Below are 24,160 nucleotides of genomic sequence, written 5' to 3'. Positions count from 1 at the left end.
CGAAGGAGGATCAGATGCGTCTCGCACAACCCCCACGACCTGCGAGAAGCCTGGCGAGTAAGACGGCCGCGAGCGCCGTGCTGCTGCTCTGCGCGGGTCTGGTGCAGGCGGTGCCACAGTCCGCGTCCGCCGCTCCCACGCGCTACGAGGCGGAGAAGGGCGCCTACTCGGCGGGCTCCACCATCGACACCAACCACGCCGGCTATTCGGGCACCGGGTTCGTCAACTCCGACAACGCGGTGGGCGCCTACGTCGAGTTCACGGTCGACGCGGCCGCCGCGGGCAACGCGACGGTGGGCATCCGCTACTCCAACGGCACCACCGCCAACCGCCCCGCCGACGTCCTGGTCAACGGCGCGGCCGTCTCCAGCGCACGCGCCTTCGACGCCACCACCGACTGGGACACCTGGGCCACGTCCACCCTCACCGCGCCGGTCAAGGCCGGCACTAACAAGATCCGGCTCAGCGCCACCACCGCGACGGGCCTCGCCAACATCGACTACGTCGACTTCGCTGCCTCCGGCGGCGACGGCCAGGCACCCACCGCGCCCGGCGCTCCCAGCTGCTCGGCCATCACCGAGGACTCGCTCACCCTGAGCTGGGGCGCCTCCAGCGACAATGTGGGCGTCGCGATGTACGACGTCTACGAGCACGGCAACAAGATCGGCGAGGTGGCGGGCAACCTCACCTCCGATTCCCTCACGGGCCTGAGCCCCAACACCCCGTACAACCTCACGGTGTTCGCCCGGGACGCGGCCGGAAACGTCTCCCCGGCCAGCGCCGCCGCCGACTGCACCACCCGGCCCAGCACCGACACCAACCCGCCGACCAGGCCCGGCACACTCACCTCGTCCGATGTCACCGCCAACAGCGCGGACCTGAAGTGGGGCGCCTCCACCGACGACAAGGGCGTCACCGCGTACGAGGTGCGCAGCGGCGCCAGCGTCTACCAGACCGTCTCCGGCAAACCGCCCGCCACCAGCACCACCGTGACGGGGCTCGCCTGCAACAGCCCGTACACGCTCACCGTGGTCGCCAAGGACGCGGGCGGCAACACCTCGCCGGCCGGCAACGCGGTCACCTTCACCACCGGCGCCTGCCGGAGCGACGGCGGTGTCCCGTCCTCCGTCAGCACGCTCTCCAGCGGCTGGACTATCCCGTGGGGCACCTTCTGGATGCCGGACGGATCGAGCGCGCTGGTCACCGAGCGGGACAGCTTCAAGGTCTTCAAAATGACCCCGAGCGGCACCAGGACGCAGGTCGGAACCGTACCGAACTCGGTCACCACCAGTGGTGAGGGCGGCCTGATGGGCGTCGCGGTCGACCCGAAGTGGGCGGCCAACCACTATGTGTACTTCATGCACAGCGCCTCCGAGGGCAACCGGGTGGCGCGCATGACGTATGACGGCGGTTCGCTCGGCGGCTACACCGTCCTGCTCCAGGGGATCAAGAAGAGCAAGTACCACAACGGCGGACGGCTCGCCTTCGGCCCGGACGGGTATCTGTACGCCTCGACCGGTGAGGCCCAGACCCCCGACCTCGCCCAGGACAAGAGCTCCCTCAACGGCAAGATCCTGCGTATGGCCACCGACGGCAAGCCGGCCCCCGGCAACCCGTTCGGCACCTACGTCTACAGCTACGGCCACCGCAACCCGCAGGGCCTGGCGTTCGACCGCAACGGGCGGCTGTGGGAGGCCGAGTTCGGCAACAGCTCCAAGGACGAGCTCAACCTCATCAAGCCGGGCGGCAACTACGGCTGGCCGATCTGCGAGGGCTCCTGCTCCACGGCCGGGATGACCAACCCGAAGGCGTCCTGGCCCGTCGCCCAGGCCTCGCCCAGCGGCATCGCCATCGTCCGCAACGTCATCTACATGGCGGCGCTCAAGGGCGAGCGGCTGTGGCGCGTCCCCATCAACGGCGACACCGAGAGCGTGGGCACGCCGACCGCGTACTACGTCGGCTCCTACGGACGGCTGCGCACCGTCACCAAGGTGCCCGGGGAGGACGCGCTGTGGCTGTCGACCACCAACTGCGACAACAACGGCAACGCGCCCGACGGCTCGGACAAGCTCTTCAAGGTCCTGATCAAGTGACCGGAGCGAGAGGTGAGTTGACCGGCTGACAGGGGAGTGGCGCGCCCTGTACCGCGACGGCTCAGCGGTACAGGGCGTCCACCTCCACCGTGTAGGCCTCCTCGATGGCCCGCCGCTTGAGCTTCAGCGACGGGGTGAGCAGACCGTGCTCCTCGGTGAACTGATGGGCGAGGATCCGGAAGGTACGGATCTGCTCGGCTTGGGAGACCAGGGTGTTGGCGGCGACCACCGCGCGCCGCACCTCGGTCTCCAGGTCGGGGTCGCGTACGAGCTCGGACGCGGTCATCGACGGTTTGTTGCGCATCGCCAGCCAGTGGTCCACGCCCTCCTGGTCGAGGGTGACCAGGGCCGCGATGTACGGGCGGTCGTTGCCGACGACGATGCACTGGGCCACCAGCGGGTGCGCCCGCACCCGTTCCTCCAGGGCCACCGGCGAGACGCTCTTGCCGCCGGAGGTCACCAGGATCTCCTTCTTGCGGCCGGTGATGGTCAGATAGCCGTCCTCGTCGAGGGCGCCGATGTCGCCGGTGGCCAGCCAGCCGTCCTTGAGCACCTTCTCGGTGGCCTTGGGTTCGTTGAGGTAGCCGGAGAAGATCTGGCCGCCGTGCAGCCACACCTCGCCGTCCTCCGCGATGTGCACGGTGGTGCCCGGCACGGGCTGGCCGACCGTGCCGAACCGGGTGCGCTCGGGCGGGTTGGCGGTGGCGGCGGCCGTGGACTCGGTCAGTCCGTACCCCTCGTAGATCGTCACGCCCGCGCCGGCGAAGAACAGCGCCAGGCGGCGGCCCATGCTGGAGCCGCCGGACATGGCGTGCCGCACCCGGCCGCCCATCGCCTCGCGGACCTTGCCGTACACGACCTTCTCGAAGAACTGGTGCTGCATCCGCAGCGCCGTCGACGGTCCCGGCCCCAGACCGAAGGCCTTCTGCTCCATCGCCTCCGCGTACTTCACCGCGATCTCCACGGCCTTGTCGAAGGGGCCGGTCTTCCCGTCCGCCTCGGCGCGCCGGCGGGCCGCGTTGAAGACCTTCTCGAAGATGTACGGGACCGCCAGGATGAAGGTGGGCCGCAGCGACTGCAGATCGGGCAGGAGCGCGGAGGCGGAGAGCGCGGGCTGGTGGCCGAGCTTCACCCGGCCCCGGACCGCGGCGACCTCCACCATCCGGCCGAAGACGTGCGCCAGCGGCAGGAAGAGCAGGGTCGACGCCTCGTCGCCGGGGCGCGAGTGGAACACCGGCTCCCAGCGGGCCACCATGGTGTCCGCCTCGAACATGAAGTTGGCGTGGGTGATCACACAGCCCTTGGGGCGGCCGGTCGTGCCGGAGGTGTAGATGACGGTCGCGGTCGACTCGGGAGTGACCGCGCGCCGGTGGCGGTGCACCACGTCGTCGTCGATCTGCCCGCCCGCCGCGAGGAGCTCGGCCAGCGCCCCCGCGTCGAGCTGCCACAGCCGTTTGAGGTGCGGAAGGCGGTCCACCACCGAGCCGATGGTCATGGCGTGGTCCTCGTGCTCGACCACGCACGCGGTGACCTCGGAGTCGTGCAGCATCCAGAAGACCTGCTCGGCGGAGGAGGTCGGGTAGATGGGCACCGAATGGGCGCCGATGGACCACAGCGCGAAGTCGAAGAGCGTCCACTCGTAGCGGGTGCGGGACATCACGGCGACCCGGTCGCCGAACCGGACACCGTCCGCGATCAGCCCCTTGGCGAGCGCCAGCACCTCGTCGCGAAAGCGTGCCGAGGTCACGTCCTGCCACTGGCCCGCCGCGTCCTTGCGGGCCAGCGCGACCCGGTCGGGATCGTCGAGGGCATGGTCGAACACGACGTCCGCCAGCCCGCCGACGTGAGGCGCCGTCGCCATGGGTGGGACAGTGAACTCGCGCAATACCTTGCTCCTTGTGGCGCTCCGCACAGCGCCGGTGACGGTACCCCACCCGGGGTCCCGACGGGAGGGGCGTCAAGGAATACGGTCAAGTGCGCCAGTGATCGCCATCACCACAGGTCAGCACCGTGGGCGCGGCTGCTCCTGGCCCGCCCGGCCCGCATTCTGACCCTGGAGTCAGATGCGGGCGGTTTTTTCTCCACGGAATCTGTACGACCTGGTCACGCCCGCTCTACGGGGACCGCGTCGTTGGTACGGACCTGGGCGGGTGCGGCCGCCGGCGTCCGTACCAGTGCGAACACGGCGAGCCCGGCCACCACGGCGAGCGCCCCGGCCGCGACCGCGGCTCCGTTCAGACCCGAGGCGAACGCGGTGTGCAGCGCCTCGTCGGGGACCCGGCCGCGCAGCGAACCGGCCGCGCCGCCCGCGAGCGCCCGGGCCTGCGGCGTGCTGTGCAGCGAGTCGGCCATCCGGGAGGTGGCGAGGGTGCCGAACACCGCGATGCTCACCGCGTAGCCGAGCTGGCGCATGGTGTTCATCGCGCCCGTCGCCATGCCACTGCTGCGCTGGGGCACCGAGGCGAGCGCCGCCGACGCGAGCGCCGGGCTGACCAGACCCACGCCGATGCCGGTCACCACGAGACCGGCGACCAGCGTCGTCCAGTCGGAGCCCGCGTCGAGCAGCGACTGGCCGAACAGTCCGGCGGCGATGAGCAACAGCCCGAGGCAGATCAGCAGCCGCTGCGAGACCCCGTGCAGGAACCGGCCGCCCAGCGCCGAGGTCACGAACGACGCGAGCGCCAGCGGCACCAGCGCCAGGCCGCCGGTCACCGGGCTCATGTCCAGGAGCGTCTGGAGCCAGATCGAGGTGTACGGGAGCACCCCGAAGGCGGCCGAGTTCAGGGCGAGCGCCGCCACCAGGACGCCGACGAACGCCGGGCGCCGCAGCAGCGAAAGATCCATCAGCGGCCGTTCCGCGCGGTTCTCCACCACGACGAAGGCCAGCAGCGCGGCCGCCGACACGGCGAAGGAGAGCAGCGTGCGGAAGGCGCCCCAGCCGTCGGTGCCCGCGTTCACCGCCCCGTAGGTGAGGGTTCCGGCGAAGAGCGCGAACAGGGCCGTGCCCGCCCAGTCGGTGCGGCCGGCCGCCGGGCTCTTGGACTCGTGGACCACCCGGACCGTCAGCCATACCGCGGCCGCGCTCACCGGCAGGTTGACGAAGAATATCCAGCGCCAGCCGAACCCCTCGGTGAGCAGCCCGCCCAGGATCGGGCCGAGGGCCGCGGCCGCGCCGTTGACCGCACCCCACACGCCGAGCGCCACCGAGCGGTCGCGGCCCTGGTAGGCGGCGCCGAGCAGCGGCAGCGTGGTCGCGAACATCGCGGCGGCGCCGATCCCCTGGAGCGCGCGCATCGCGATCAGCGTCCCCGCGTCGCCCGCCAGACCGCAGGCGAGCGAGGCGCCCGCGAAGAGCACCGTGCCCGCCGCGTAGAACTTCCGGCGCCCCGCCGCGTCGGCGCCCGCACCCGCGCCGAGCAGCAGCGCGGCCAGCGCCAGCGCGTACACGTCGATCACCCACTGCAGGCTGGAGAGCGAGGCGTCCAGCGAACTCGCCATGTCCGGCAGAGCCACCGTCACGATGGTCACGTCCAGCAGAAGCATGAACGTTCCCAGGCATACGGCGACCAACGGCCCCCACTTGCGCATTGCATTCCTCCGATTTGGTTCGTTCGACGTCCGTTACGATCGGTCCCGGCCGAACCAAAGTTCCACCCAGTTCGTCCATCACGCAGGAATCCGACATCGGAAGGGCTCACGCCGATGGATTCACCCGAGTTCGACGAACTGGACCAGCGGCTCGTGAGCGCGCTCGTCCTGGACGGCCGGGCCCCCTTCAGCCGGATCGCCGCCGTGCTCGGCGTCTCCGACCAGACCGTCGCCCGCCGCTACCGCAGGCTGTACACGGAGGGCGAGCTGCGGGTCGTCGGGGTCCGCGACACCGAACGGCTCGGCCACACCCGCTGGATGCTGCGGCTGCGCTGCACCCCCGACGCGTCCGTCTCCATCGCCACGGCGCTGGCCCGGCGGCCCGACACCGCCTGGATCGGGCTGACCTCGGGCGGCACCGAGGTGGTCTGCACGACCGCGTCGCGCCGGCCCGAGGACCACGAGGCACTGCTGCTCGGCAAGCTGCCGCGCACCCCGAGCATCGTGGAGATCGGCGCCCACCAGCTGCTCCACCGCTTCTTCGGCGGACCGCTCGGCTGGTTCGCCAAGGACTCGGCGCTCACCGCCGAGGAGCGGGCCGCGCTGCTGCCCGAGCCGGTGGAGCCCTCAGCCGGCCCGATCCGGCTCGACGAGGAGGACGAGGCCCTGATGGCCGCGCTCGCGCGCAACGGCCGGGCGGGCTACCCCGAGCTCCAGAAGGCCACCGGACGCTCGGAGTCCGCCGTCAAACGGCGCCTGGACCAGCTGTTGCGCTCCGGAGCCCTCTTCATCGACGTCGAATTCGACACGACCCGGTTCGGCTTCCGCACCAGGGCGCTGCTGTGGATCACGGTGGCGCCCTCGGCGCTGGCCGCCGTGGGCGCGGCCCTCGCCTCCCACGCCGAGGTCGCCTTCGCCGGTGCCACCTCGGGCCCGGCCAACCTCGTCGCGGTCGTCATCTGCCGCGACCCGGCCGGGCTCTACACGTACCTCAGCGAGAAGCTCGGCACGCTGGAAGGCGTCCGGCACGTCGAGACCGCGCCCTTACTGCGACAGGTCAAGCGGCTGACCTACGCGGGCTGAGGCCGCTCGCCAGGATCGCCGCCGCGAGCGCGTCCGCCGCCTCCCGCGCCGAGGGGCGGCGCCTGGCGGGGATCTTCGTGACCCCGCTGCTCGCGGCGCTGCTGCTCGGCGGCAGCGCCGGAGGCGTCTCGGCGGACTCGGTGCTGGAGATCGCCGTCCGGCTCCTGGTCCCGTTCGCCTCCGGGCAGCTGCTGCGGCGCTGGGTGGGAGGTTTTCTCGCCCGGCACAAGAAGGTGCTGAGCCTGGTGGACCGGGGCTCGATCCTGCTGGTCGTCTGCACCGCGTTCAGCGCATGATCCGGGGCATCTGGCACCAGGTGAGCCCGGCCCGCCTGGGCGCGCTGCTCGGGGTCGAGGCGGTGCTGCTCGCCGCGATGCTCGCGCTGAGCCGGTACGGGGCGAAGCATCGAGGCGGTGCTGCTCGCCGCGATGCTCGCGCTGAGCCGGTGCGGGGCGAAGCGGCTCGGGTTCGGCCGGGGCGACCGGATCGCGATCCAGTTCGCCGGGTCCAAGAAGAGCCTCGCGGCCTGGCTGCCCATGGCCGGCGTCCTGTTCGGCACCCAGGCGGCGCTTGCGGTGCTGCCGCTGATGCTCTTCCACCAGATGCGGCTGATGGTCTGCGCGGTGATCGCCGGACGGCGGGCGCGCGAACCGCTGGAGGAGGCGGTGCCCGGCTCGCCACACCGCGGCGCCGCACCGCCCGCCGTCCTCACGCGCCGCCGGTGACGAGCACCACCTTGCCCAAGTTGCGCCGCGAGTCGATCAGTTCATGGGCGCGGGCGGCCTCCTCCAGAGGCAGCTCGGCGTGGACGGCGGCGCGCAGCCTGCCGTCGCGGTGCAGCTCCCACAGCTCGTCGCGCCAGGCCGCGTACAGCTCCGGCTTGCCGCGGGCGATCAGCGCCATCTGGAAGGCGATCACGGACTTGCCGCCGACCAGCAGGTCATAGACCTCGACCGTGCCGCCGCCGGAGCTGAACGCGACCAGCCGGCCGCCGGGCGCCAGCGCCTTCACCGCCGGGGCGAGCAGCTCGCCGCCGACGCCGTCGAGGATGACGTCGACCGGCTCGCCCCAGGACTCGTCGCCGTAGAGCACGACCTCGTCGGCGCCCATCTCCCGTACGAAGTCGGCCTTCTCGGCCGAGCCCACGGCAGCGACCACCCGGCTCGCGCCGCCCGCCCGGGCGAGCTGGAGCGCGATCTGCCCGACCGCGCTCGCCGCCGCCGTCACCAGGACCGACTCGCCCGGCCGGGGCCGCCCCGACTCGTAGGCGCCGCGCGCCACCAGACCGCTGCGGACGAGCGCGACCGCCTCGACGGAGGAGGCGTGGTCGGGGATGCGGGAGGTCATGGCCTCGTGGAGGACGGCCAGTTCGGCGTATCCGTACGAGAAGCAGAGCCCCGTCACGCGGTCGCCCGGGGTGAAGGCGGTGACGCCCTCGCCGAGCGCGACCACCGTGCCCGCGACCTCGCCGCCGAGCGGGAACGGCTCACGGCCCTCGCGCACCTTGCGGACGACGGGCAGGGTGACGCCGATGGCGTCGGTGCGGACCAGCAGCTCGCCGGGGCCGGGCGCGGGGGCCTCGACGTCCTCGGTGAACAGGACCTCGGGGCCGCCGTTGACCTCGAAGCGAACTCGGCGCATGGACTCTCCCGGTGTAGAAAAATTCGTTGGTGGCCCCAACGAGTCTCACGATAGAACAGAAGTCATTGGGAAGTCCAACGATTATGTGGGTAAGGTCGACGACGTGACCGAACGCGCCGACTCCCTCCCCGCGCTCCAGCGCATCCAGGCCCTGCCCAGCTGGGTCCTCGGCCGGGCGGCCGCCCGGGGCCGGGGCCTCGTGGCGGCGGCCATCGCACGCGAGGGCGCCAAGATGTGGCACCACGCCGTGCTGGCGGCCCTGTCCGAGTACGGGCCGCTCGCCCAGGCCGAGCTCGGGCGCCGGATCTCGCTCGACCCCAAGGACCTGGTCGGCGTCCTCAACGACCTCCAGGCCGACGGGTACGTCGTACGCGAGCCGGACCCCCGCGACCGCCGCAAGAACGCGGTCACGGTCACCCCGGAGGGGGAGGCGATGCTGGCGCGCTGCGCGGCGGCGGCCGAGCGGGCCAACGACGAACTCCTGGCACCGCTCAGCGCGGCCGAGCGCAGGCAGCTGATGGCGCTGCTCCGGCGGGTGGGCGCGGAGGAGCCGGAGTAGGGCGGGGGCGTACGGCACCCGGCCCGCTTCCCGTGAACGGCGGCGCCCGGGTCGGCGCAGGGGGCGCTCCCCGCAGGCCGGGCCGGTACCCGTACGGCTGGCGGGCCCGTCAGCCCTGGGCGGCCGGAGCCTCCAGAGCGATGCGGTGCTCGCCCGCGTACACGTTCATGGAGGCGCCCCGCAGAAAGCCGACCAGGGTCAGCCCCGTCTCGGCGGCCAGGTCCACGGCGAGCGACGAGGGCGCCGAGACGGCGGCGAGCAGCGGTATCCCGGCCATCACGGCCTTCTGGGCCAGCTCGAACGAGGCCCGCCCCGAGACCAGCAGCACCGCCCGCGACAGCGGAAGCCGCCCGTCCTGCAGGGCCCGCCCCACCAGCTTGTCCACCGCGTTGTGCCGCCCCACGTCCTCCCGTACGTCCAGGAGCTCGCCCTCCTCCGAGAAGAGCGCGGCCGCGTGCAGACCTCCGGTCCTGTCGAACACCCGCTGGGCCGCCCGCAGTCGGTCGGGGAGGCCCGCGAGCAGCTCGGGGGTGACACGGACCGGGGGAGCGTCGGCGATCGGGAAGCGCGCCTGCGTACGGACGGCGTCCAGGCTGGCCTTGCCGCACAGCCCGCACGACGACGTGGTGTAGACGTTGCGCTCCAGCGTGATGTCGGGGACCTCGACGCCGGGGGAGAGCTTCACGTCCACCACGTTGTACGTGTTGACCCCTTCGGCGGTCGCCCCGGCGCAGTAGACGATCGACTGCACGTCGTCGGCCGCCGCGAGCACGCCTTCGCTGACCAGGAACCCGGCCGCCAGCGCGAAGTCGTCGCCGGGGGTGCGCATGGTGATGGCGAGCGGTCTGCCGTTCAGCCGGATCTCCAGTGGCTCCTCGGCCACCAGCGTGTCCGGCCGGGTGGAGACGGCCCCGTCCCGGATGCGGATGACGCGGCGGCGCTCGGTGACCCGTCCCATCTCATTCCCGATTCTGTACGTGCTGGAAGCCGGAGCGGCCTTGATGCGGAGGTTGCCGTGGGTCACCGGGTCGTCGTGCGGCAGGTGACCTCGACGATCTCATTGTCCTGCACATGGAGGGTGAGGTCGCAGCCGATGCCGCAGTGCGCGCAGACCGTCGTCGGGCAGAGGGTGGGGAGGCCCTTGCCCGCGGCCCGGCAGGCGTCCACGAGGGCCGCTCCTTCAGGGACGCGTACGGGCTCCTCGTCCAGCGTCAAAATACCTCGGGGCGGTCACGGGAGGGCGCCCGGCCGGGGCACTACGCCCGGGAGCTGACACAAGGCTCCAAAGGTGCGCCGGGAAGCCTGTTGGATCTCGTGCCTCCGTACCGGTCGGTAGCCACGAAGACTGGATGGCTCCTGATGTCCTACGAGGGGAAACCGCGGCATGACCGGCATGCGAGGCTCACGCGTCGTCGCGCTCGGGCACTACCAGCCCGCCAAGGTGCTCACCAACGACGAGCTCGCCGCCATGGTCGAGACCAACGACGAGTGGATCAGCAGCCGGGTCGGCATCCGCACCCGCCACGTCGCCGGGCCCGACGAACCCGTCGACGAGCTGGCCGCGCACGCCGGCGCCAAGGCGCTGGCCGCCGCCGGGCTGACCCCCGCCGACATCGACCTTGTCCTGGTCGCCACCTCCACCGCGATCGACCGCTCCCCGAACACCGCGGCCCGGGTCGCCGCCCGCCTCGGCATGGGCTCGCCCGCCGTCATGGACCTCAACGTCGTCTGCGCGGGCTTCACCCACGCCCTGGCCACCGCCGACCACGCCGTCCGGGCCGGCTCGTCCACCCGGGCCCTGGTCATCGGCGCCGACAAGATGACCGGGGTCACCGACTGGACCGACCGCACCACGTGCGTCCTGGTCGGCGACGGCGCGGGCGCCGCCGTGGTGGAGGCCGCGGAGGAGGAGCTGATCGGTCCGGTCCTGTGGGGCTCGGTCCCCGAGATGGGCCACGCCGTACGGATCGAGGGCACCCCGCCCGTCTTCGCCCAGGAGGGCCAGGCCGTCTACCGCTGGGCGACCACCCAGCTGCCGCCGATCGCCCGCCGGGTGTGCGAGCGCGCCGGGGTCACCCCCGAGGAACTGGCCGCCGTCGTACTGCACCAGGCCAATCTCCGCATCATCGAGCCGGTGGCCCGCAAGATCGGCGCGGTGAACGCGGTGATCGCCCGCGATGTGGTGGAGTCCGGCAACACCTCGGCCGCCAGCATCCCGATGGCCCTGTCCAAGCTGGTGGAACGCGGCGAGATCGGCACCGGCGACCCGGTCCTGCTCTTCGGCTTCGGCGGCAACCTCTCGTACGCGGGCCAGGTCATCCGCTGTCCGTGACGGGCCGGCGCCAGGGGCGCGGAACCGCCCGCGGGGGACGGGGCGCACGGGACTTCACGAGCGGCAGACCGTAGCCAACAGCCAACAGCCAACAGCCAACAGCCAACAGCCAACAGGCCACAGCCAACAGCCCACAGCCAATCGAGCGGGACGATCGCGTCGCCGGGAGAGCGAACCGGGGACCGACCCTTGAGGGGGCCCGACGCGGCCGACGGCCTCGCCGCCTCGCGCGGCGGCCGCCGCTCCCACAACATCCGGCTCGCGCCCCGGCCGGGCGAGTTGGGGCCGGTCGCCGGTGTCCCCGGCACGGCCCGGCTCATCAGCGGCCACCTGTTCTCACCGGCCTGTTCTCACCGGCCTGTCCTCACCCCTTCCCACCACCGGTCCCGTGATCGTGATGGACGAGCCGTCCGCCGCGCTCGACCCCGACGAGACCGACAACCTGTTCCGCACCGTCGGCGACCTCACCTCCGCCCGCCGGGCCGCCCCGCCGCACCCCGAACAGGCCCCGGCCTCACGTGATGTCACTCATAATTGACCGTGGGTGCGTATCGCGGCGGGTCCCCTTGTCACTAACGTCGCCGTACGGCCGCCCGGTGCGAGGGCGGCCAGCGCCACCTCCTGCCCCGCCCGACCCGAGCGGAGACCCACAGATGGCACCCACCCTCATCCTCAAGCCCGGCACCGCCTGGGCCGACGCCTGGCAGCGCTGCCGGGCGATCGCCCCCGAGGCGTTCCGGGACGACCGCGTCCTCAACCTCTGGGGCGGCCAGTGGCAGCCCGACGGACGCGCCCTGCCGGCCACCAGCCCGGTCGACGGCAGCCCCATCGCGGGCCCGCCGCGGCTCGATGCGCCCACCGCCCAACAGGCGGTCCGCGCCTCCCTCGACCAGCACCGCGCCTGGCGGCACATCCCGCTGCCCGAGCGCCGCGCCCGCGTCGGAGCCACCCTCGACGCCCTCACCGAACACCGTGAACTCCTCGCCCTGCTCCTCGTCTGGGAGATAGGCAAGCCCTGGCGGCTGGCCCAGGCCGACGTGGACCGGGCCATCGACGGGGTCCGCTGGTACGTGGAGAACATCGACGCGATGCTGGAGGGCCGCACACCCCTCGACGGCCCCGTCTCCAACATCGCGAGCTGGAACTATCCGATGAGCGTGCTCGTTCACGCGATGCTGGTACAGGCACTGGCGGGCAACGCGGTCATCGCCAAGACCCCGACCGACGGCGGCCTTTCCTGCCTCACCCTGGCCAGTGCGCTGGCCGCGCGCGAGGGCATCCCCGTCACCCTCGTCAGCGGCAGCGGCGGCGAGCTCTCCGAGGCCCTGGTGCGCTCGCCGGAGATCGGCTGTGTGTCGTTCGTCGGCGGCCGCGACACCGGCGCGCGCATCGCCACGGCCGTCACCGACATCGGCAAGCGGCACATCCTCGAACAGGAAGGACTCAACACCTGGGGAATCTGGAACTACACGGACTGGGACACGCTGTCCGCCGCCATCCCGAAGCTGTACGACTACGGCAAGCAGCGGTGCACCGCGTATCCGAGGTTCGTCGTGCAGCGCGCGCTCTTCGACCGGTTCCTCGCCGCGTACCTCCCGGCGGTCCACACGGTCCGCACGGGCCACCCCCTCGCGGTGGAGCACCCCGAAGACGCCCTGCCCGAGCTGGACTTCGGGCCGCTCATCAACGCGGCGAAGGCGAAGGAGCTGGGCGACCAGGTCGCCGAGGCGATCGACCGGGGCGCCGTCCCACTGCACCGGGGCAGCCTCACCGACGGCCGCTTCCTGTCGGGCCAGGACACCAGCGCGTATCTGCCGCCGGTGACCCTGCTCAACCCGCCGTCGTCCTCACCGCTGTTCCACGCGGAGCCGTTCGGCCCGGTCGACACCATCGTCCTGGTCGACACGGAGGCGGAGCTCCTGGCCGCCATGAACGCCTCGAACGGGGCGCTGGTCGCCAGCCTGTCGACCGACGACCCGGAGACGTACGCGCGCCTGGCCCCGCAGATCCGGGCGTTCAAGGTCGGCCGGGGCAAGCCGCGTTCGCGCGGTGACCGCGAGGAGCTGTTCGGCGGCTTCGGCGCCTCGTGGCGCGGCGCCTTCGTCGGCGGCGAACTGCTCGTACGGGCGGTGACCGAGGGCCCGGCGGGGGAGCGGCTGCCGGGGAACTTCCCGGAGTCGTACGCGTAGGAGGCGCCGGTCTCCTGAGTACGCGGACGCTGCCGTACGCGAACGGCTGCCCGGGGTCGGAGCGCGGCCCCGATCCCGGGCAGCCGAAGCGGCGGCGCGCCCGAACGAGTACGGGGTACCGATGGCTACGTGTCGCGCCTCCGCAGGGCGGCGAGGGCGCGGTCGGCGTGGACGCTCATACGGATCTCGCTCTTGACGATCTCCAGCACCCGGAGGTCGGTGTCGATGACGAACGTGACGCGCTTGGTCGGGGCCATGCTGAACCCGCGCCTGACGCCGAACAGTTCCCGTACCGCGCCGTCGGAGTCCGAGAGGAGGGGATAGCCGAAGGAGTGCTTCTGCGCGAACTCCGCCTGCCGCTCCACCGCGTCGGCGCTGATGCCGACCGGCTGTGCCCCGAGCGCCCGGAACTCCCCGGCGATGTCGCGGAAGTGGCACGCTTCGGCGGTGCAGCCGGGGGTGAAGGCCGCCGGGTAGAAGAAGAGCACCACGGGGCCCTCGGCCACCAGCCCGGAGAGGGTGCGGAGAGTGCCGGTCTCGTCGGGGAGCTTGAAGTCGTCGACCGTGTCGCCAATTCTCATGGGCGCAGTCAACCACTGGCGGTGGGGCGGCCGACGGGGAGGGCGGGGCCGGGGCAGGCGCGGGCTAGCCGATCCCCTGCCGGTCCGCCTCCAGCGCGAACGCCCGCTCGGCCGCCTCCGGAACGTCTCGTTCCACGGCATGGACGAGCAGGGCCCGGTGCCGGAGGAGGGGCGGGCGCCGCTGCTCGGGAGCCAGCCGCAGCAGTTCGTCAAGGGCCGCCACGATCCGCCGGGTGACCTGCGGGCTGCCGATGGAGTACGTACGGATCTCGGTGAAGCCGAGGTCGACGAGGTTCTCCCAGGAGGGGACGGGCTGCACCAGCCGTACGGCACCCTGGCGGTCACGGTGTCCCACGGCGCCGAGCGGCCGGTGCGCGAGCTCGGCGAGCAGTTGCACGATCCGGTCGAGGCACTGCACGGCCGTCGTCGGATCGTTCACGGCGGGGGAGAGGGCCCGCAGCGCGATGTCGCCGAGCTGTCGCAGCCCGAACCCGAGGTCCTGGTGGAACGTGCGCTCCACCCCCACCGACACGGTGTACCCGAGCGCCCCGCGCGACGGCGCCCGCCCGCCGTGCACCGCGAGCACGGGCGTGCCCGGCACCACGAAGTCCCCGATCCTGGGGATCAGCCGCAGGACGACGCCCTGGCGCCGCGCCGCGCGCACGAGCCGCGCGATGTTCACGTCCCGCAGCACGCCGGCCCGCCCGCTGTGCCCCACCTGCCCGCTCTCCACCGGCAGCGGCTCGTCGCCCCTCTCTCCCCGAGGCACCTTGAGCACCACCCGGAACGCCGCGACGGTGATCCGGTCGACGACGTGCCCGACGCGCATCAGCCGCAGCGTGGTGTTCACGTACGCGATGAAGAGCAGCAGACTCAGCGCGACCATGGCGATCGTGAGCAGGCTCTGCGCGATGGGCACGCTCTCCACGAGCTTGGGATCGGTCTCCCCGCTGTACGAGGTGAGGACGAGCAGCGACAGCGCGAAGGTCGCCAGGAAGACGGCGAGGGTCAGCTTGGTGATCCGCGACCGTACGAAGATCCGCACCACGCGCGGAGTGAACTGCCCGCTCGCCATCTGCACGGCGACCAGCGAGATACTGAAGACGACACCGATGAAGGTCATCATCGCCGAGCTGACGGTGGTGATCACGGTCTTCAGGTCGTCGACGATCCCGATCAGATCGCCGACCGCCTCGTACTCCTGCTGCCGCTGGAGCTCCTCGACGATCGCCGTGTCCAGCCAGAGCGCCAGCAGCCACAGCACGCACACCAGCGCCAGCGCCGCGCTCGGCGCGAACCAGAAGTTGTCCCGCAGATGCTCCCGCAGCGGCGACAGCATCCGCGGCCGCCGGTAGCGCTCCCCGTTGCCCACGCCCCGAGGCTAGGCCCGCGCCCCGCGCCGGCCCCCGTCCCACGCCCGGCGAGTCCGCCGCGATACCCACATGGTCGCGCGTTCCGCCCTACGCCGCGCCCTGCGCGATTCACGCTGAGTGCGCACACGGCCACCCTTCGCCCCCACTCCGCCGATCAACGGCCGAGCCACCCCAAACCTCACCCATGCCAAGGTCCAGCGATCCCCTGACCACGCAATATGCGGGTGAACACCACCTCGAACCCCTGGTAGAGTTATCTCTGTCGCCGCGGGGAACAAACCTGCGAGACAAACACCTGGTCCGGGTGGCGGAATGGCAGACGCGCTAGCTTGAGGTGCTAGTGCCCTTTATCGGGCGTGGGGGTTCAAGTCCCCCCTCGGACACCAGCGAAAACCCCAGTTGATCTGGGGTTTTCTGCGTTTCTGGGGGCAGTGCGCGTGCGGCTCGACGTCCCCGCGACTCTCGCTGTAGCCGGATGCGATACACACGGTCCATGTCCGTAGTGAGCGTCTTCCTGACCCGTCTTGATGTGAAGGACGCCGTGGTCGCCCTGCTGGCGTCGCCCGCCGGGATGCAGGAGGCGGCCGGCGAGCCCACGGTGAAGGCCGAATTCAGCGGCAGGCCGGTCAAGGCCACCCTGGAGCGGGTCCATCGGTATGTCGACGAGCAGCTTGCCGACGCCGGGACATGGGGCGTGGACGAGCAGTCCGTACGGGATGAACTCGTCGAGCTTCTTGCCGCGCCCCCGGACGCGGGTGAGGAGGGGCCGCTCCTCGAAGAGGCCGACCCGGATGCCGACCGGGACGTGGCCCATCAGATCATCGCCGCCCTTGCCCGGGCGTACCCGCTCCCACGGGAGCTGCGGGCCGCGCTGCCCGTCGCGGAGTGAGTAAAGAGAGAAGGGGCGAAGAAGGGGACGAGCAGATCAGACCGATGTGCCTGGTTCCGCTCGACAGGAGATCCCGTTAGTTTGGCTTCTGTGGCATTTGGGGCCTGATGGAGTTGCGTCGTTGCTAGCAAAATGAACCGCTCGGTTGGTATTCTTGAGCGTTCCATCGTGAGCCGCCGTTGTTACGTCTCCGCCAGTCACCGCCGTCACCCCCCACCCCACCGAACACCTCGCAGGGGAGCAGCACTTGAACACCACAGCCGCAGCCACGGCCACCGCCACCGCCATGTCCGAGCCCACCTGGGAACTCGTCGCGCGCGAGGCCCCTCTCGCCGGCTGACTCGCGGGCGTCCGCCGGGCGCATCCGAGGCGCTCGGCGGACGCCGTAGCCGACCCCGCATGGAACGCAGCGTCACCGCGTGGCCCGGCTCACTCAAGTCGCGGCCGGGTAAGGGCTGTTGGCCCGGGTGTTCCGATGTCTACCCTGTTACAGGCCTTGAGGGATGGAACGCCTGAGGGGGAGACGCATGAGCACCGATATCAGGAGCGGCACCGAGGACTCAGCGCGACCGGCCGAGCCGGCGAAGGGTGAGAAGCTCGCCGACTGGGCGGACGGGCGCCTTGGCATCTACTCGATCGCCAGGACCCAGATGCGCAAGATCTTCCCGGACCACTGGTCCTTCATGTTCGGCGAGATCTGCCTCTACAGCTTCCTCGTCCTCATTCTCACCGGTATCTATCTGACGCTCTTCTTCGAGCCGAGCGGTGTGGAGGTCGTCTACAACGGCTCGTACACCCCGCTGAGCGGCGTGCGGATGACCAGGGCCTACGAGTCCACCATCGACCTCAGCTTCGATGTGCGCGGCGGGCTGCTGATACGTCAGGTCCACCACTGGTCCGCGCTGGTGTTCTGCGCCGGGCTGCTGGTGCACATGATGCGTGTGTTCTTCACCGGGGCCTACCGCAAGCCGCGCGAGCTGAACTGGCTGTTCGGCTGGACCATCCTGTTCACGGCCCTCATCACCGGTCTCACCGGCTACTCGCTCCCGGACGACCTGCTCTCCGGCACCGGCATCCGGTTCGCCGACGGCGCCATCCTGTCGATCCCGGTGATCGGTACGTACATCTCGTTCTTCCTCTTCGGCGGAGAGTTCCCCGGGCACGACATCATTCCGCGGCTCTACTCGGCGCATGTGCTGCTGCTGCCGGGCCTCATCCTGGGGCTGGTCGTCACCCATCTGATCCTGGTCTTCTACCACAAACACACCCAGTTCGCCGGGCCCGGCCGGACCGAGAAGAACGTCGTGGGTGCGCCTCTGATGCCCATCTACACCGCCAAGGCGGGCGGGTTCTTCTTCCTGGTCTTCGGGCTGCTGACGATCATGGGTGCGGTGGCGACCATCAACCCCGTCTGGGCGATGGGACCCTATCGGCCGGACCTCGTCTCGACCGGCGCCCAGCCCGACTGGTACCTGGGCTTCTCCGAGGGCCTGATCCGGGTGATGCCCGGCTGGGAGATCAACGCCTGGGGCCATACGCTCGCCCTCGGCGTCCTCATCCCGTTCACGCTCTTCCCGGTGCTGCTCGCCGCGATCGGCGCCTATCCGTTCATCGAGGCGTGGATCACCGGGGACAAGCGCGAGCACCACATAGCGGACCGGCCGCGCAACCACCCCGTCCGCACCGGCCTCGGTACGGCCTGGCTGGCCATGTACTTCATCTGTCTGGTCGGCGGTGGCAACGACCTGTGGGCCACCCACTTCCACCTCTCGATCAACTCGATCACCTGGTTCGTACGGATCGGTTTCTTCGCCGGACCGGTGCTGACCTTCATCGTCACCAAGCGCATCTGCCTGGGACTCCAGCTACGGGACCGGGACAAGGCGCTGCACGGCCGGGAGAGCGGCATCATCAAGCGGCTGCCGCACGGCGAGTACGTGGAGGTGCACGAGCCGCTCGACCAGGGCCAGCTCTACAAACTCACGCAGCACGAGCAGCCCGCGCCCTTCGAACTGGGCCCGGAGGTCGACGAGAACGGCGTACGGCGCAAGGTCACCCGCTCCCGGCGGCTGCGCGCCAAGCTCGCCAAGTCCCTTTACGGGCCGGGCTCGCACGTGCCCAAGGCCACCGTCGAGGAGTACAAGCAGATCCAGAGCTCGGGCCACGGCCACGGGCAGGGAGAGGAGCAGGGGCAGGAGCAAGGGCCGGGGCAGGCGAGTCGGCCCCATTAGGGCCCCATGAGGGCCCCATGGGGGCCGGTACGTACGCAGGGCGGGCCCCGTCGGTCGCGGCGGGGCCTGTTCGTCTTCCGTACCGCCGCGCGACACGGATACGCCACTGGGTCTTCCGTATTCGTCGCTGTTCTTGGAACACTCCAGTCGCTTCTGTCCCCACACCCTTACAGAGGTCACCTCACTCATGGCTGAACTCAATCGGCGCCGGTTCATGCAGCTCGCCGGCGGCACCGCGGCCCTCACCATGCTGTCCGACAGCATCGCCCGCGCCGCCGCCATCCCGGCGCAGGGCAGCACCGGCAGCATCCAGGACGTCGAGCACGTCGTCGTCCTGATGCAGGAGAACCGTTCTTTCGACCACTACTTCGGCTCGCTCAAGGGCGTGCGCGGCTTCGGCGACCCGCGCCCCGTCACGCTCCCCAGCGGCAAGTCGGTCTGGCACCAGGAGAGCGGCGGCAAGGAGGTGCTGCCGTTCCGGCCCAAGGCGGACAACCTCGGCCTCCAGTTCATCCAGGACCTCAACCACGACTGGGCCGGCGGCCACAAGGCGTTCAACAACGGCAAGTACGACCAGTGGGTGCCCGCCAAGACGTCCACCACGATGGCGTACCTCACCCGTGAGGACATCCCGTTCCACTACGCGCTGGCCGACGCCTTCACCATCTGCGACGCGTACCACTGCTCGTTCATCGGCTCCACCGACCCGAACCGCTACTACATGTGGACCGGGTACACCGGCAACGACGGAACCGGTGGCGGGCCCGTCCTCGGCAACGACGAGAAGGGGTACGGCTGGACGACCTACCCCGAGCGCCTGGAGAAGGCCGGGGTGTCCTGGAAGATCTACCAGGACATCGGCGACGGCCTTGACGCGGCCGGCGGCTGGGGCTGGATCAACGACGCCTACCGCGGCAACTACGGCGACAACTCGCTGCTGTACTTCAACAACTACCGCAACGCCAAGCCGGGCGACCCGCTCTACGACAAGGCGCGCACCGGCACCAACGCCAAGGCGGGCGAGGGCTTCTTCGACATCCTCAAGGCCGATGTCAAGGCCGGAAAGCTGCCGCAGGTGTCCTGGATCGCCGCGCCCGAGGCGTTCACCGAGCACCCCAACTGGCCCGCGAACTACGGCGCCTGGTACATCTCCCAGGTGCTCGACGCGCTGACCTCCGACCCCGATGTGTGGGCGAAGACCGCGCTGTTCATCACGTACGACGAGAACGACGGCTTCTTCGACCACATCGTGCCGCCGTTCCCGCCCTCCTCGGCCAACCAGGGCCTGTCCACGGTCTCGACCTCGGCCGACTACTACGCCGGTGGCATCAGCTACGCGGCCGGTTCCTACGGGCTCGGCCAGCGCGTCCCGATGCTCGTCGTGTCGCCCTGGTCCACCGGCGGCTACAGCTGCTCCGAGACCTTCGACCACACCTCGATCATCCGCTTCATGGAGCGCAGGTTCGGGGTGCAGGAGCCCAACATCTCGCCCTGGCGGCGGGCCGTCTGCGGCGACCTGACCTCGGCGTTCGACTTCGGCAAGTCGGACACCGCGCCCGCCGCGCTGCCCCCCACCGCCGCCTATGTGCCGCCGGACCACAACCGGCACCCGGACTTCGTGCCGGTGCCGCCCGCGACCGGCAGCGTGCCCAGGCAGGAGCGGGGCTCGCGCAGGACCCGGCCGCTGCGGTACGCGCCGTACGTGGACGGCTCGGCCAACGTGTCCACCGGCAAGTTCACGCTGACCTTCGGCGCCGGTGCCTCGGCGGGCGCCCAGTTCTTCGTGACCTCCCCGAACCGCACCGACGGGCCGTGGACTTACACCACGGAGGCGGGCAGGACGCTCTCCGACGCGTGGAACACCGCGTACTCCAAGGGCACCACCGACCTGACGGTATTCGGGCCCAACGGGTTCCTGCGCACCTTCCGCAACCCCGGCAGGACCGCGGGTCCCGAGGTGACCGCCCGGCACAACGCGGCCACCGGCAACCTCGACCTGACCCTGACCAACGCGGGCACGTCGAGAGCGCGCCTCACGGTCACCAACGGGTACGGCGGCGCGTCCCAGGCGCTCACGGTCCAGCCCGGCGCCACCGTCAAGTACACGGTCGACCTGACGGTGAGCAAGCGCTGGTACGACGTGTCGGTGGTCTCCAGCGGCAGCTCCACGTTCCTGCGCCGGTTCGCCGGACATGTGGAGACCGGCACGGCCGGCGTCAGCGACCCGGCGATCCTCACCGCCTGATCGCCCCGCGTCTGCGGCCGGGCCGTCCCCCAGGGGGCGGCCCGGTCCGTGTCCATGGGGTCCGGGGGAGCCGTGCGGTCGGTGCGTTCCATGGGGCCCGCGGGGCCTGGCCTTTGCCGGGCGAGCGGTCGGATCGGGCCAAATCGTATGACTCCGGCCGGTCGGGAGCTTCCCCGCGCGTCATACTGGTCGGCCACGGACCGCGGCGGACAAGGGGAAGTACGTTGTTGGAGACGGTGAACGGGACGGGCGCGTCCCGGGGCGGGGGGCGGCACGCCGTCGTCATCGGGGCGAGCCTGGCCGGGCTGCTCGCGGCCCATGTGCTCGCGGACCACGTCGACCGGGTCACGGTGATCGAGCGCGACCGGCTGCCCGACGGGCCCGAGCCGCGCGGCGGCGTGCCGCAGAGCCGCCACACCCACGTACTGCTGACGGCCGGTCAGCAGGCCTTCGACGAACTGCTGCCGGGCATCACGGACGAGCTGCGCGAACACGGCGCGCCCCACCTCGGCATGCCGAGCGACCTGGTGCAGTGGCAGGCCGGGAGCTGGTACCGGCGCACCGAGGCCACCGCCCACGTCCTCACCCCCTCCCGGCCGCTCCTGGAGTGGCTGGTCCGCCGCCGGGTTCTGGCCGGCCCGCGCATCGAGACCGTGCAGGGCACCGAGGCGGTGGGGCTGCTCGGCGACTCCCGGCGGGTGCGCGGGGTGCTGCTGCGCGAGCGGGGAGCGGCGGCGGCCGCCGTGGGCCGCGAGCCGCAGCCGCTCGCCGCCGACCTCGTCGTGGACGCCTCCGGCCGTGGCAGCCGGGCCCCCGACTGGCTCACCGCGCTGGGCGCGGAGCGGCCCGAGGAGGAGACCCTGGACACCGGGCTCGCCTATGCGACGCGGGTCTACCGGGGCCCGGCGGACGGGTCGGACTACGACGACATGGACGGGCACTTCATCGTCCCCCACGTCGGCCAGACGTACGGGGCGGTGGTGCTGCCGGTCGAGGGCGACCGGTGGATGGTCACGCTCTCCGGGCTGCGCGGCGCCGAACCGCCCACGGACGACGAGGGGTTCACCGAGTTCGCCGACCGGCTGCCGCACCCGATCGTGCGCCTGTGGCTCGACGGGGCGAAGCCCGAGTCCGCCGCGCTCTCCTACCGCACCACCGCGAACGTGCGCCGCCGCTACGACCGCCCCGGCCGCCGCCCGGCCGGGTTCCTGGCCACCGGTGACGCCCAGTGCGTGTTCAACCCGATCTACGGACAGGGCATGACGGTCGCGGCCCTGGGCGCCGTCGCCCTGCGCGACGCGCTCACCGACACCCGGCGTACGCCGACGACCCGCAGGGTACAGAAGGCGCTGTTCGCTGCGGCGCGCCAGGCGTGGGACATCTCGGCCGGGTCGGACAAGAACATGCCGGGCGCCGAGGGCAGCGCGGCGGGCGGCACGGTCGCCGACCGGATCTCGGGGTGGTACCTGGAGCGCGTCGAACTGCGCGCCACCGGCGACCCGGTCGTGGGCGCGGCCTTGCGTGAAGTCCTGTTCCTGGCGGCCCCGGTGACGTCGCTGTTCGCGCCGCGCATCGCGAAGGCGGTGCTGTTCGGCCCGGTACGGCCCACGCCGCAGGAGCCGCCGCTGCGGCGGGAGGGGAACTGAGGCCTCGCTGCGGCCCGGCGCCCTTCAGGGGCGCGGGGCCGTGACATGTGCGGCTCCGCCGCGATGGGGTCCCCCCTGTTCGAGCGAAGCCGAGAACTTGGGGGAGCGACCGGTCACGCACGGTCCGCAGCCGCACCACGACACGTCCGGCCGAGCGCTCAGCGTCCCGCGAAGTACGTCGCGATCATGTCCTCGTCGCCATGCCCCGCCGACTGCGCCCGCGCGAACCGCGCGGCGGACGCGGTCATCAGGTCGAGCCGTACGCCCGTGCGCTCGGCCGCGTCCAGGATCAGCCGTGCGTCCTTGAGCGCGGTCGAGAGCGCGAAGCTGGGGGTGAGGTCGCCGGAGAGCAGGGCCGCCGACTTGCCCTGGAGGTACGCGCTGTCCAGCGGCCCGCCCGCCATGGCGTCCAGGAACACCTTGGGGTCGAGCTCAAGCGCCTCGGCGAGGTTGAGGCACTCGGCGACGCTGTTCACCAGGTTGATCACCCACGTGTTGACGACCAGCTTCAGCCGGGAGGCCGCGCCCGGCTCCTCGCCCGCCCGGATGGTGCGCTGCCCGATCGCCTCCAGGACGGGCGCGGCGGCCTCCTGGGCCTCTTCCGGACCGGCGACGAAGACGGTGAGCTTGCCCTGCTCGGCCGGGAGGCGGGTGCCGGCCACCGGCGCGTCGAGATAGGCGAGGCCCAACCCGGCCGCTCGCGCGGAGAGTTCGACGGTCGCCTCCGGGCCGACCGTGGCGCACTGGAGCCACAGCGCGCCGGGGGCCAGGCCCGGCGCGGCCGCCTCGATCGCCTCCGCGACCGAGGGGCCGTCGTGCAGCATGGTCAGGACGACGTCCGCGCCGCGCACCGCCTCCTCGGGGCTCGCGCAGACATGCGCCCCGTCGGCGGCGAGCGGCGCGGCCTTGGCGTGCGTACGGTTCCAGACGCGCACCGGCAGCTCCGCGCGCAGCAGGCTGCGGGCCATGCCGGCGCCCATGATCCCGGTGCCGAGGACGGCGACGGTCGGGCGGTCGGGGGCGGTGCGGGGGACGGACATGGCGGGTCTCCTTCGTCGGGCGCGGTCCTGTGCGTACCGGACCAGCTTGGCGTCCGAAGGGGGCGGCGGTGGGGACCGCCTCGCCCGGTCAGCTCGCCGCCGCCTCCTCGGTCGCCTCGCCCAGGCCCTCGGCCGCGTCCGCGACCCGGCGCAGCAGGTCGAGGAAGACGGTCTGTTCGGCGGGGGCCAGCGGGGCGAGGAAGACCTCGTTCATCCGGGCCGTGCGGACGGTGAGTTCGCGGTGCACGGCGCGGCCCTCGTCGGTGACGGCGAGCCGGGAGCGGCGGCCGTCGCGCGGGTCGCGCGTCTTGCGCAGCAGGCCGCGCCGGGTGAGCCGGCTGATGACCTCGGCGATGGTCGACCGGTCCAGGCCCACGCGCTCGCCGACGGTCCGCTGGTCCAGGCCCGGGGAGGCGACCAGGGTGTTGAGGACGGCGAACTGGGGGGAGGTGGTCTGCTCGGAGACCATGGTGTTCCAGAGCAGATGGTGGACCTGCTGGAGCCGCCGGGCCAGATGTCCGGGGTGGCCGCTCAAGTCGACTGCGGACACGGCGTGTTCCTCTCGTACTGCCGCTCAAAAGCGAGCGCTTTCGGTCAACCGCGTACGGTCAAGTGTTCAGCGCACTGAGGGTGTTGACCCGCCCGACTCGTCCCGTTAGCTTCGGAAGGC

18 protein-coding genes, 1 tRNA gene and 3 pseudogenes are annotated in these 24,160 nt (G+C 71.6%); 12 read left to right on the top strand and 10 right to left on the bottom strand.

Annotated elements, in window-relative coordinates:
• The first annotated feature begins 14 nt into the window (after window positions 1-14).
• A complete protein-coding gene (locus ACFWA7_RS02815) occupies window positions 15-2,093 on the top strand; it encodes a PQQ-dependent sugar dehydrogenase (protein WP_385820461.1) in 2,079 nt (692 codons plus the stop codon).
• A gap of 61 nt (window positions 2,094-2,154) precedes the next feature.
• Here the strand turns inward: ACFWA7_RS02815 and ACFWA7_RS02810 are convergent, their stop codons facing one another.
• Both ACFWA7_RS02810 and ACFWA7_RS02805 read right to left on the bottom strand, forming a co-directional pair.
• Window positions 2,155-3,954: an AMP-dependent synthetase/ligase gene (locus ACFWA7_RS02810; protein WP_385533327.1), complete on the bottom strand. Its 1,800-nt coding sequence runs from the start codon at window positions 3,952-3,954 to the stop codon at window positions 2,155-2,157.
• Between the two features lie 242 nt (window positions 3,955-4,196).
• A complete protein-coding gene (locus ACFWA7_RS02805; protein WP_385533330.1) occupies window positions 4,197-5,681 on the bottom strand; it encodes an MFS transporter in 1,485 nt (494 codons plus the stop codon).
• Between the two features lie 114 nt (window positions 5,682-5,795).
• Between ACFWA7_RS02805 and ACFWA7_RS02800 the strand changes: the two genes are divergently transcribed.
• Both ACFWA7_RS02800 and ACFWA7_RS02795 read left to right on the top strand, forming a co-directional pair.
• Window positions 5,796-6,764, top strand: coding sequence for an Lrp/AsnC family transcriptional regulator (locus tag ACFWA7_RS02800; protein ID WP_385820459.1), 969 nt, complete (start codon window positions 5,796-5,798; stop codon window positions 6,762-6,764).
• Window positions 6,761-7,489: pseudogene (locus ACFWA7_RS02795) on the top strand (bile acid:sodium symporter). The gene ACFWA7_RS02800 and the pseudogene ACFWA7_RS02795 overlap by 4 nt, the downstream one beginning before the upstream one ends.
• Here ACFWA7_RS02795 and ACFWA7_RS02790 read toward each other — a convergent pair.
• Window positions 7,473-8,405 (bottom strand): zinc-binding alcohol dehydrogenase family protein, encoded by a 933-nt coding sequence (locus ACFWA7_RS02790; protein WP_385533336.1) that lies wholly within the window; start codon window positions 8,403-8,405, stop codon window positions 7,473-7,475. The pseudogene ACFWA7_RS02795 and the gene ACFWA7_RS02790 sit on opposite strands and share 17 nt — an antisense overlap.
• A 103-nt stretch (window positions 8,406-8,508) precedes the next feature.
• Here ACFWA7_RS02790 and ACFWA7_RS02785 point away from each other — a divergent pair, with 103 nt between their 5' ends.
• Window positions 8,509-8,964, top strand: coding sequence for a MarR family winged helix-turn-helix transcriptional regulator (locus tag ACFWA7_RS02785; protein WP_385533339.1), 456 nt, complete (start codon window positions 8,509-8,511; stop codon window positions 8,962-8,964).
• 109 nt (window positions 8,965-9,073) lie between these two features.
• Here ACFWA7_RS02785 and fdhD read toward each other — a convergent pair whose 3' ends face one another.
• From fdhD to ACFWA7_RS02770, 3 genes and pseudogenes are all read right to left on the bottom strand, one after another.
• Complete coding sequence (fdhD, locus tag ACFWA7_RS02780; protein WP_385820457.1) at window positions 9,074-9,922, bottom strand: formate dehydrogenase accessory sulfurtransferase FdhD; 849 nt, start codon at window positions 9,920-9,922, stop codon at window positions 9,074-9,076.
• Window position 9,923: 1 nt separating this feature from the next.
• Window positions 9,924-10,083: pseudogene (locus ACFWA7_RS02775) on the bottom strand (Fe-S-binding domain-containing protein); the annotation flags it as partial.
• A 42-nt stretch (window positions 10,084-10,125) separates the two neighbouring features.
• Window positions 10,126-10,179 (bottom strand): annotated as a pseudogene (locus tag ACFWA7_RS02770) (hypothetical protein); the annotation flags it as partial.
• A gap of 178 nt (window positions 10,180-10,357) precedes the next feature.
• Here ACFWA7_RS02770 and ACFWA7_RS02765 point away from each other — a divergent pair.
• The 3 genes from ACFWA7_RS02765 to ACFWA7_RS02755 all read left to right on the top strand — a co-directional run bounded on the left by ACFWA7_RS02765 (window position 10,358) and on the right by ACFWA7_RS02755 (window position 13,485).
• Window positions 10,358-11,296, top strand: a complete 939-nt coding sequence (locus ACFWA7_RS02765; protein ID WP_385533584.1) for a beta-ketoacyl-ACP synthase III — start codon at window positions 10,358-10,360, stop codon at window positions 11,294-11,296.
• A 397-nt stretch (window positions 11,297-11,693) separates the two neighbouring features.
• Window positions 11,694-11,834: a hypothetical protein gene (locus ACFWA7_RS02760; protein WP_385820620.1), complete on the top strand. Its 141-nt coding sequence runs from the start codon at window positions 11,694-11,696 to the stop codon at window positions 11,832-11,834.
• A gap of 115 nt (window positions 11,835-11,949) precedes the next feature.
• Entirely contained in the window at window positions 11,950-13,485 is a 1,536-nt protein-coding gene (locus ACFWA7_RS02755) for an aldehyde dehydrogenase family protein (protein ID WP_385533344.1), read from the top strand.
• A 125-nt stretch (window positions 13,486-13,610) separates the two neighbouring features.
• Here ACFWA7_RS02755 and ACFWA7_RS02750 read toward each other — a convergent pair whose 3' ends face one another.
• Both ACFWA7_RS02750 and ACFWA7_RS02745 read right to left on the bottom strand, forming a co-directional pair.
• Window positions 13,611-14,066 (bottom strand): peroxiredoxin, encoded by a 456-nt coding sequence (locus tag ACFWA7_RS02750; RefSeq protein WP_385820455.1) that lies wholly within the window; start codon window positions 14,064-14,066, stop codon window positions 13,611-13,613.
• A 64-nt stretch (window positions 14,067-14,130) separates the two neighbouring features.
• Window positions 14,131-15,405, bottom strand: coding sequence for a DUF2254 domain-containing protein (locus ACFWA7_RS02745; RefSeq protein WP_385533587.1), 1,275 nt, complete (start codon window positions 15,403-15,405; stop codon window positions 14,131-14,133).
• 332 nt (window positions 15,406-15,737) lie between these two features.
• Between ACFWA7_RS02745 and ACFWA7_RS02740 the strand changes: the two genes are divergently transcribed.
• From ACFWA7_RS02740 to ACFWA7_RS02720, 5 genes are all read left to right on the top strand, one after another.
• Window positions 15,738-15,825: transfer RNA gene (locus ACFWA7_RS02740), tRNA-Leu, on the top strand.
• 107 nt (window positions 15,826-15,932) lie between these two features.
• Window positions 15,933-16,328 carry a hypothetical protein gene (locus ACFWA7_RS02735; protein ID WP_385533350.1) on the top strand — a complete coding sequence of 132 codons (396 nt, stop codon included), beginning with the start codon at window positions 15,933-15,935 and terminating at the stop codon, window positions 16,326-16,328.
• A gap of 527 nt (window positions 16,329-16,855) precedes the next feature.
• Window positions 16,856-18,559, top strand: a complete 1,704-nt coding sequence (locus ACFWA7_RS02730; protein ID WP_385820453.1) for a cytochrome bc complex cytochrome b subunit — start codon at window positions 16,856-16,858, stop codon at window positions 18,557-18,559.
• Window positions 18,560-18,746: 187 nt separating this feature from the next.
• The gene (locus tag ACFWA7_RS02725; protein ID WP_385820451.1) at window positions 18,747-20,804 is read left to right on the top strand and encodes a phosphocholine-specific phospholipase C; all 2,058 of its coding nucleotides are present in this window, start codon (window positions 18,747-18,749) and stop codon (window positions 20,802-20,804) included.
• A 224-nt stretch (window positions 20,805-21,028) separates the two neighbouring features.
• On the top strand, window positions 21,029-22,450 hold the full coding sequence (locus ACFWA7_RS02720; RefSeq protein WP_385820449.1) for an FAD-dependent oxidoreductase: 1,422 nt from the start codon (window positions 21,029-21,031) through the stop codon (window positions 22,448-22,450).
• Window positions 22,451-22,608: 158 nt separating this feature from the next.
• Here ACFWA7_RS02720 and ACFWA7_RS02715 read toward each other — a convergent pair whose 3' ends face one another.
• The gene (locus tag ACFWA7_RS02715) at window positions 22,609-23,490 is read right to left on the bottom strand and encodes an NAD(P)-dependent oxidoreductase (protein ID WP_385820447.1); all 882 of its coding nucleotides are present in this window, start codon (window positions 23,488-23,490) and stop codon (window positions 22,609-22,611) included.
• Between the two features lie 88 nt (window positions 23,491-23,578).
• The gene (locus tag ACFWA7_RS02710) at window positions 23,579-24,040 is read right to left on the bottom strand and encodes a MarR family winged helix-turn-helix transcriptional regulator (RefSeq protein ID WP_385533365.1); all 462 of its coding nucleotides are present in this window, start codon (window positions 24,038-24,040) and stop codon (window positions 23,579-23,581) included.
• Window positions 24,041-24,160 lie beyond the last annotated feature (120 nt).

Origin of the sequence: Streptomyces sp. NPDC059994 (assembly GCF_042737755.1) — a bacterium.
Lineage (GTDB): Bacteria > Actinomycetota > Actinomycetes > Streptomycetales > Streptomycetaceae > Streptomyces.
This window is presented reverse-complemented; position numbering and strand designations above follow the sequence as displayed.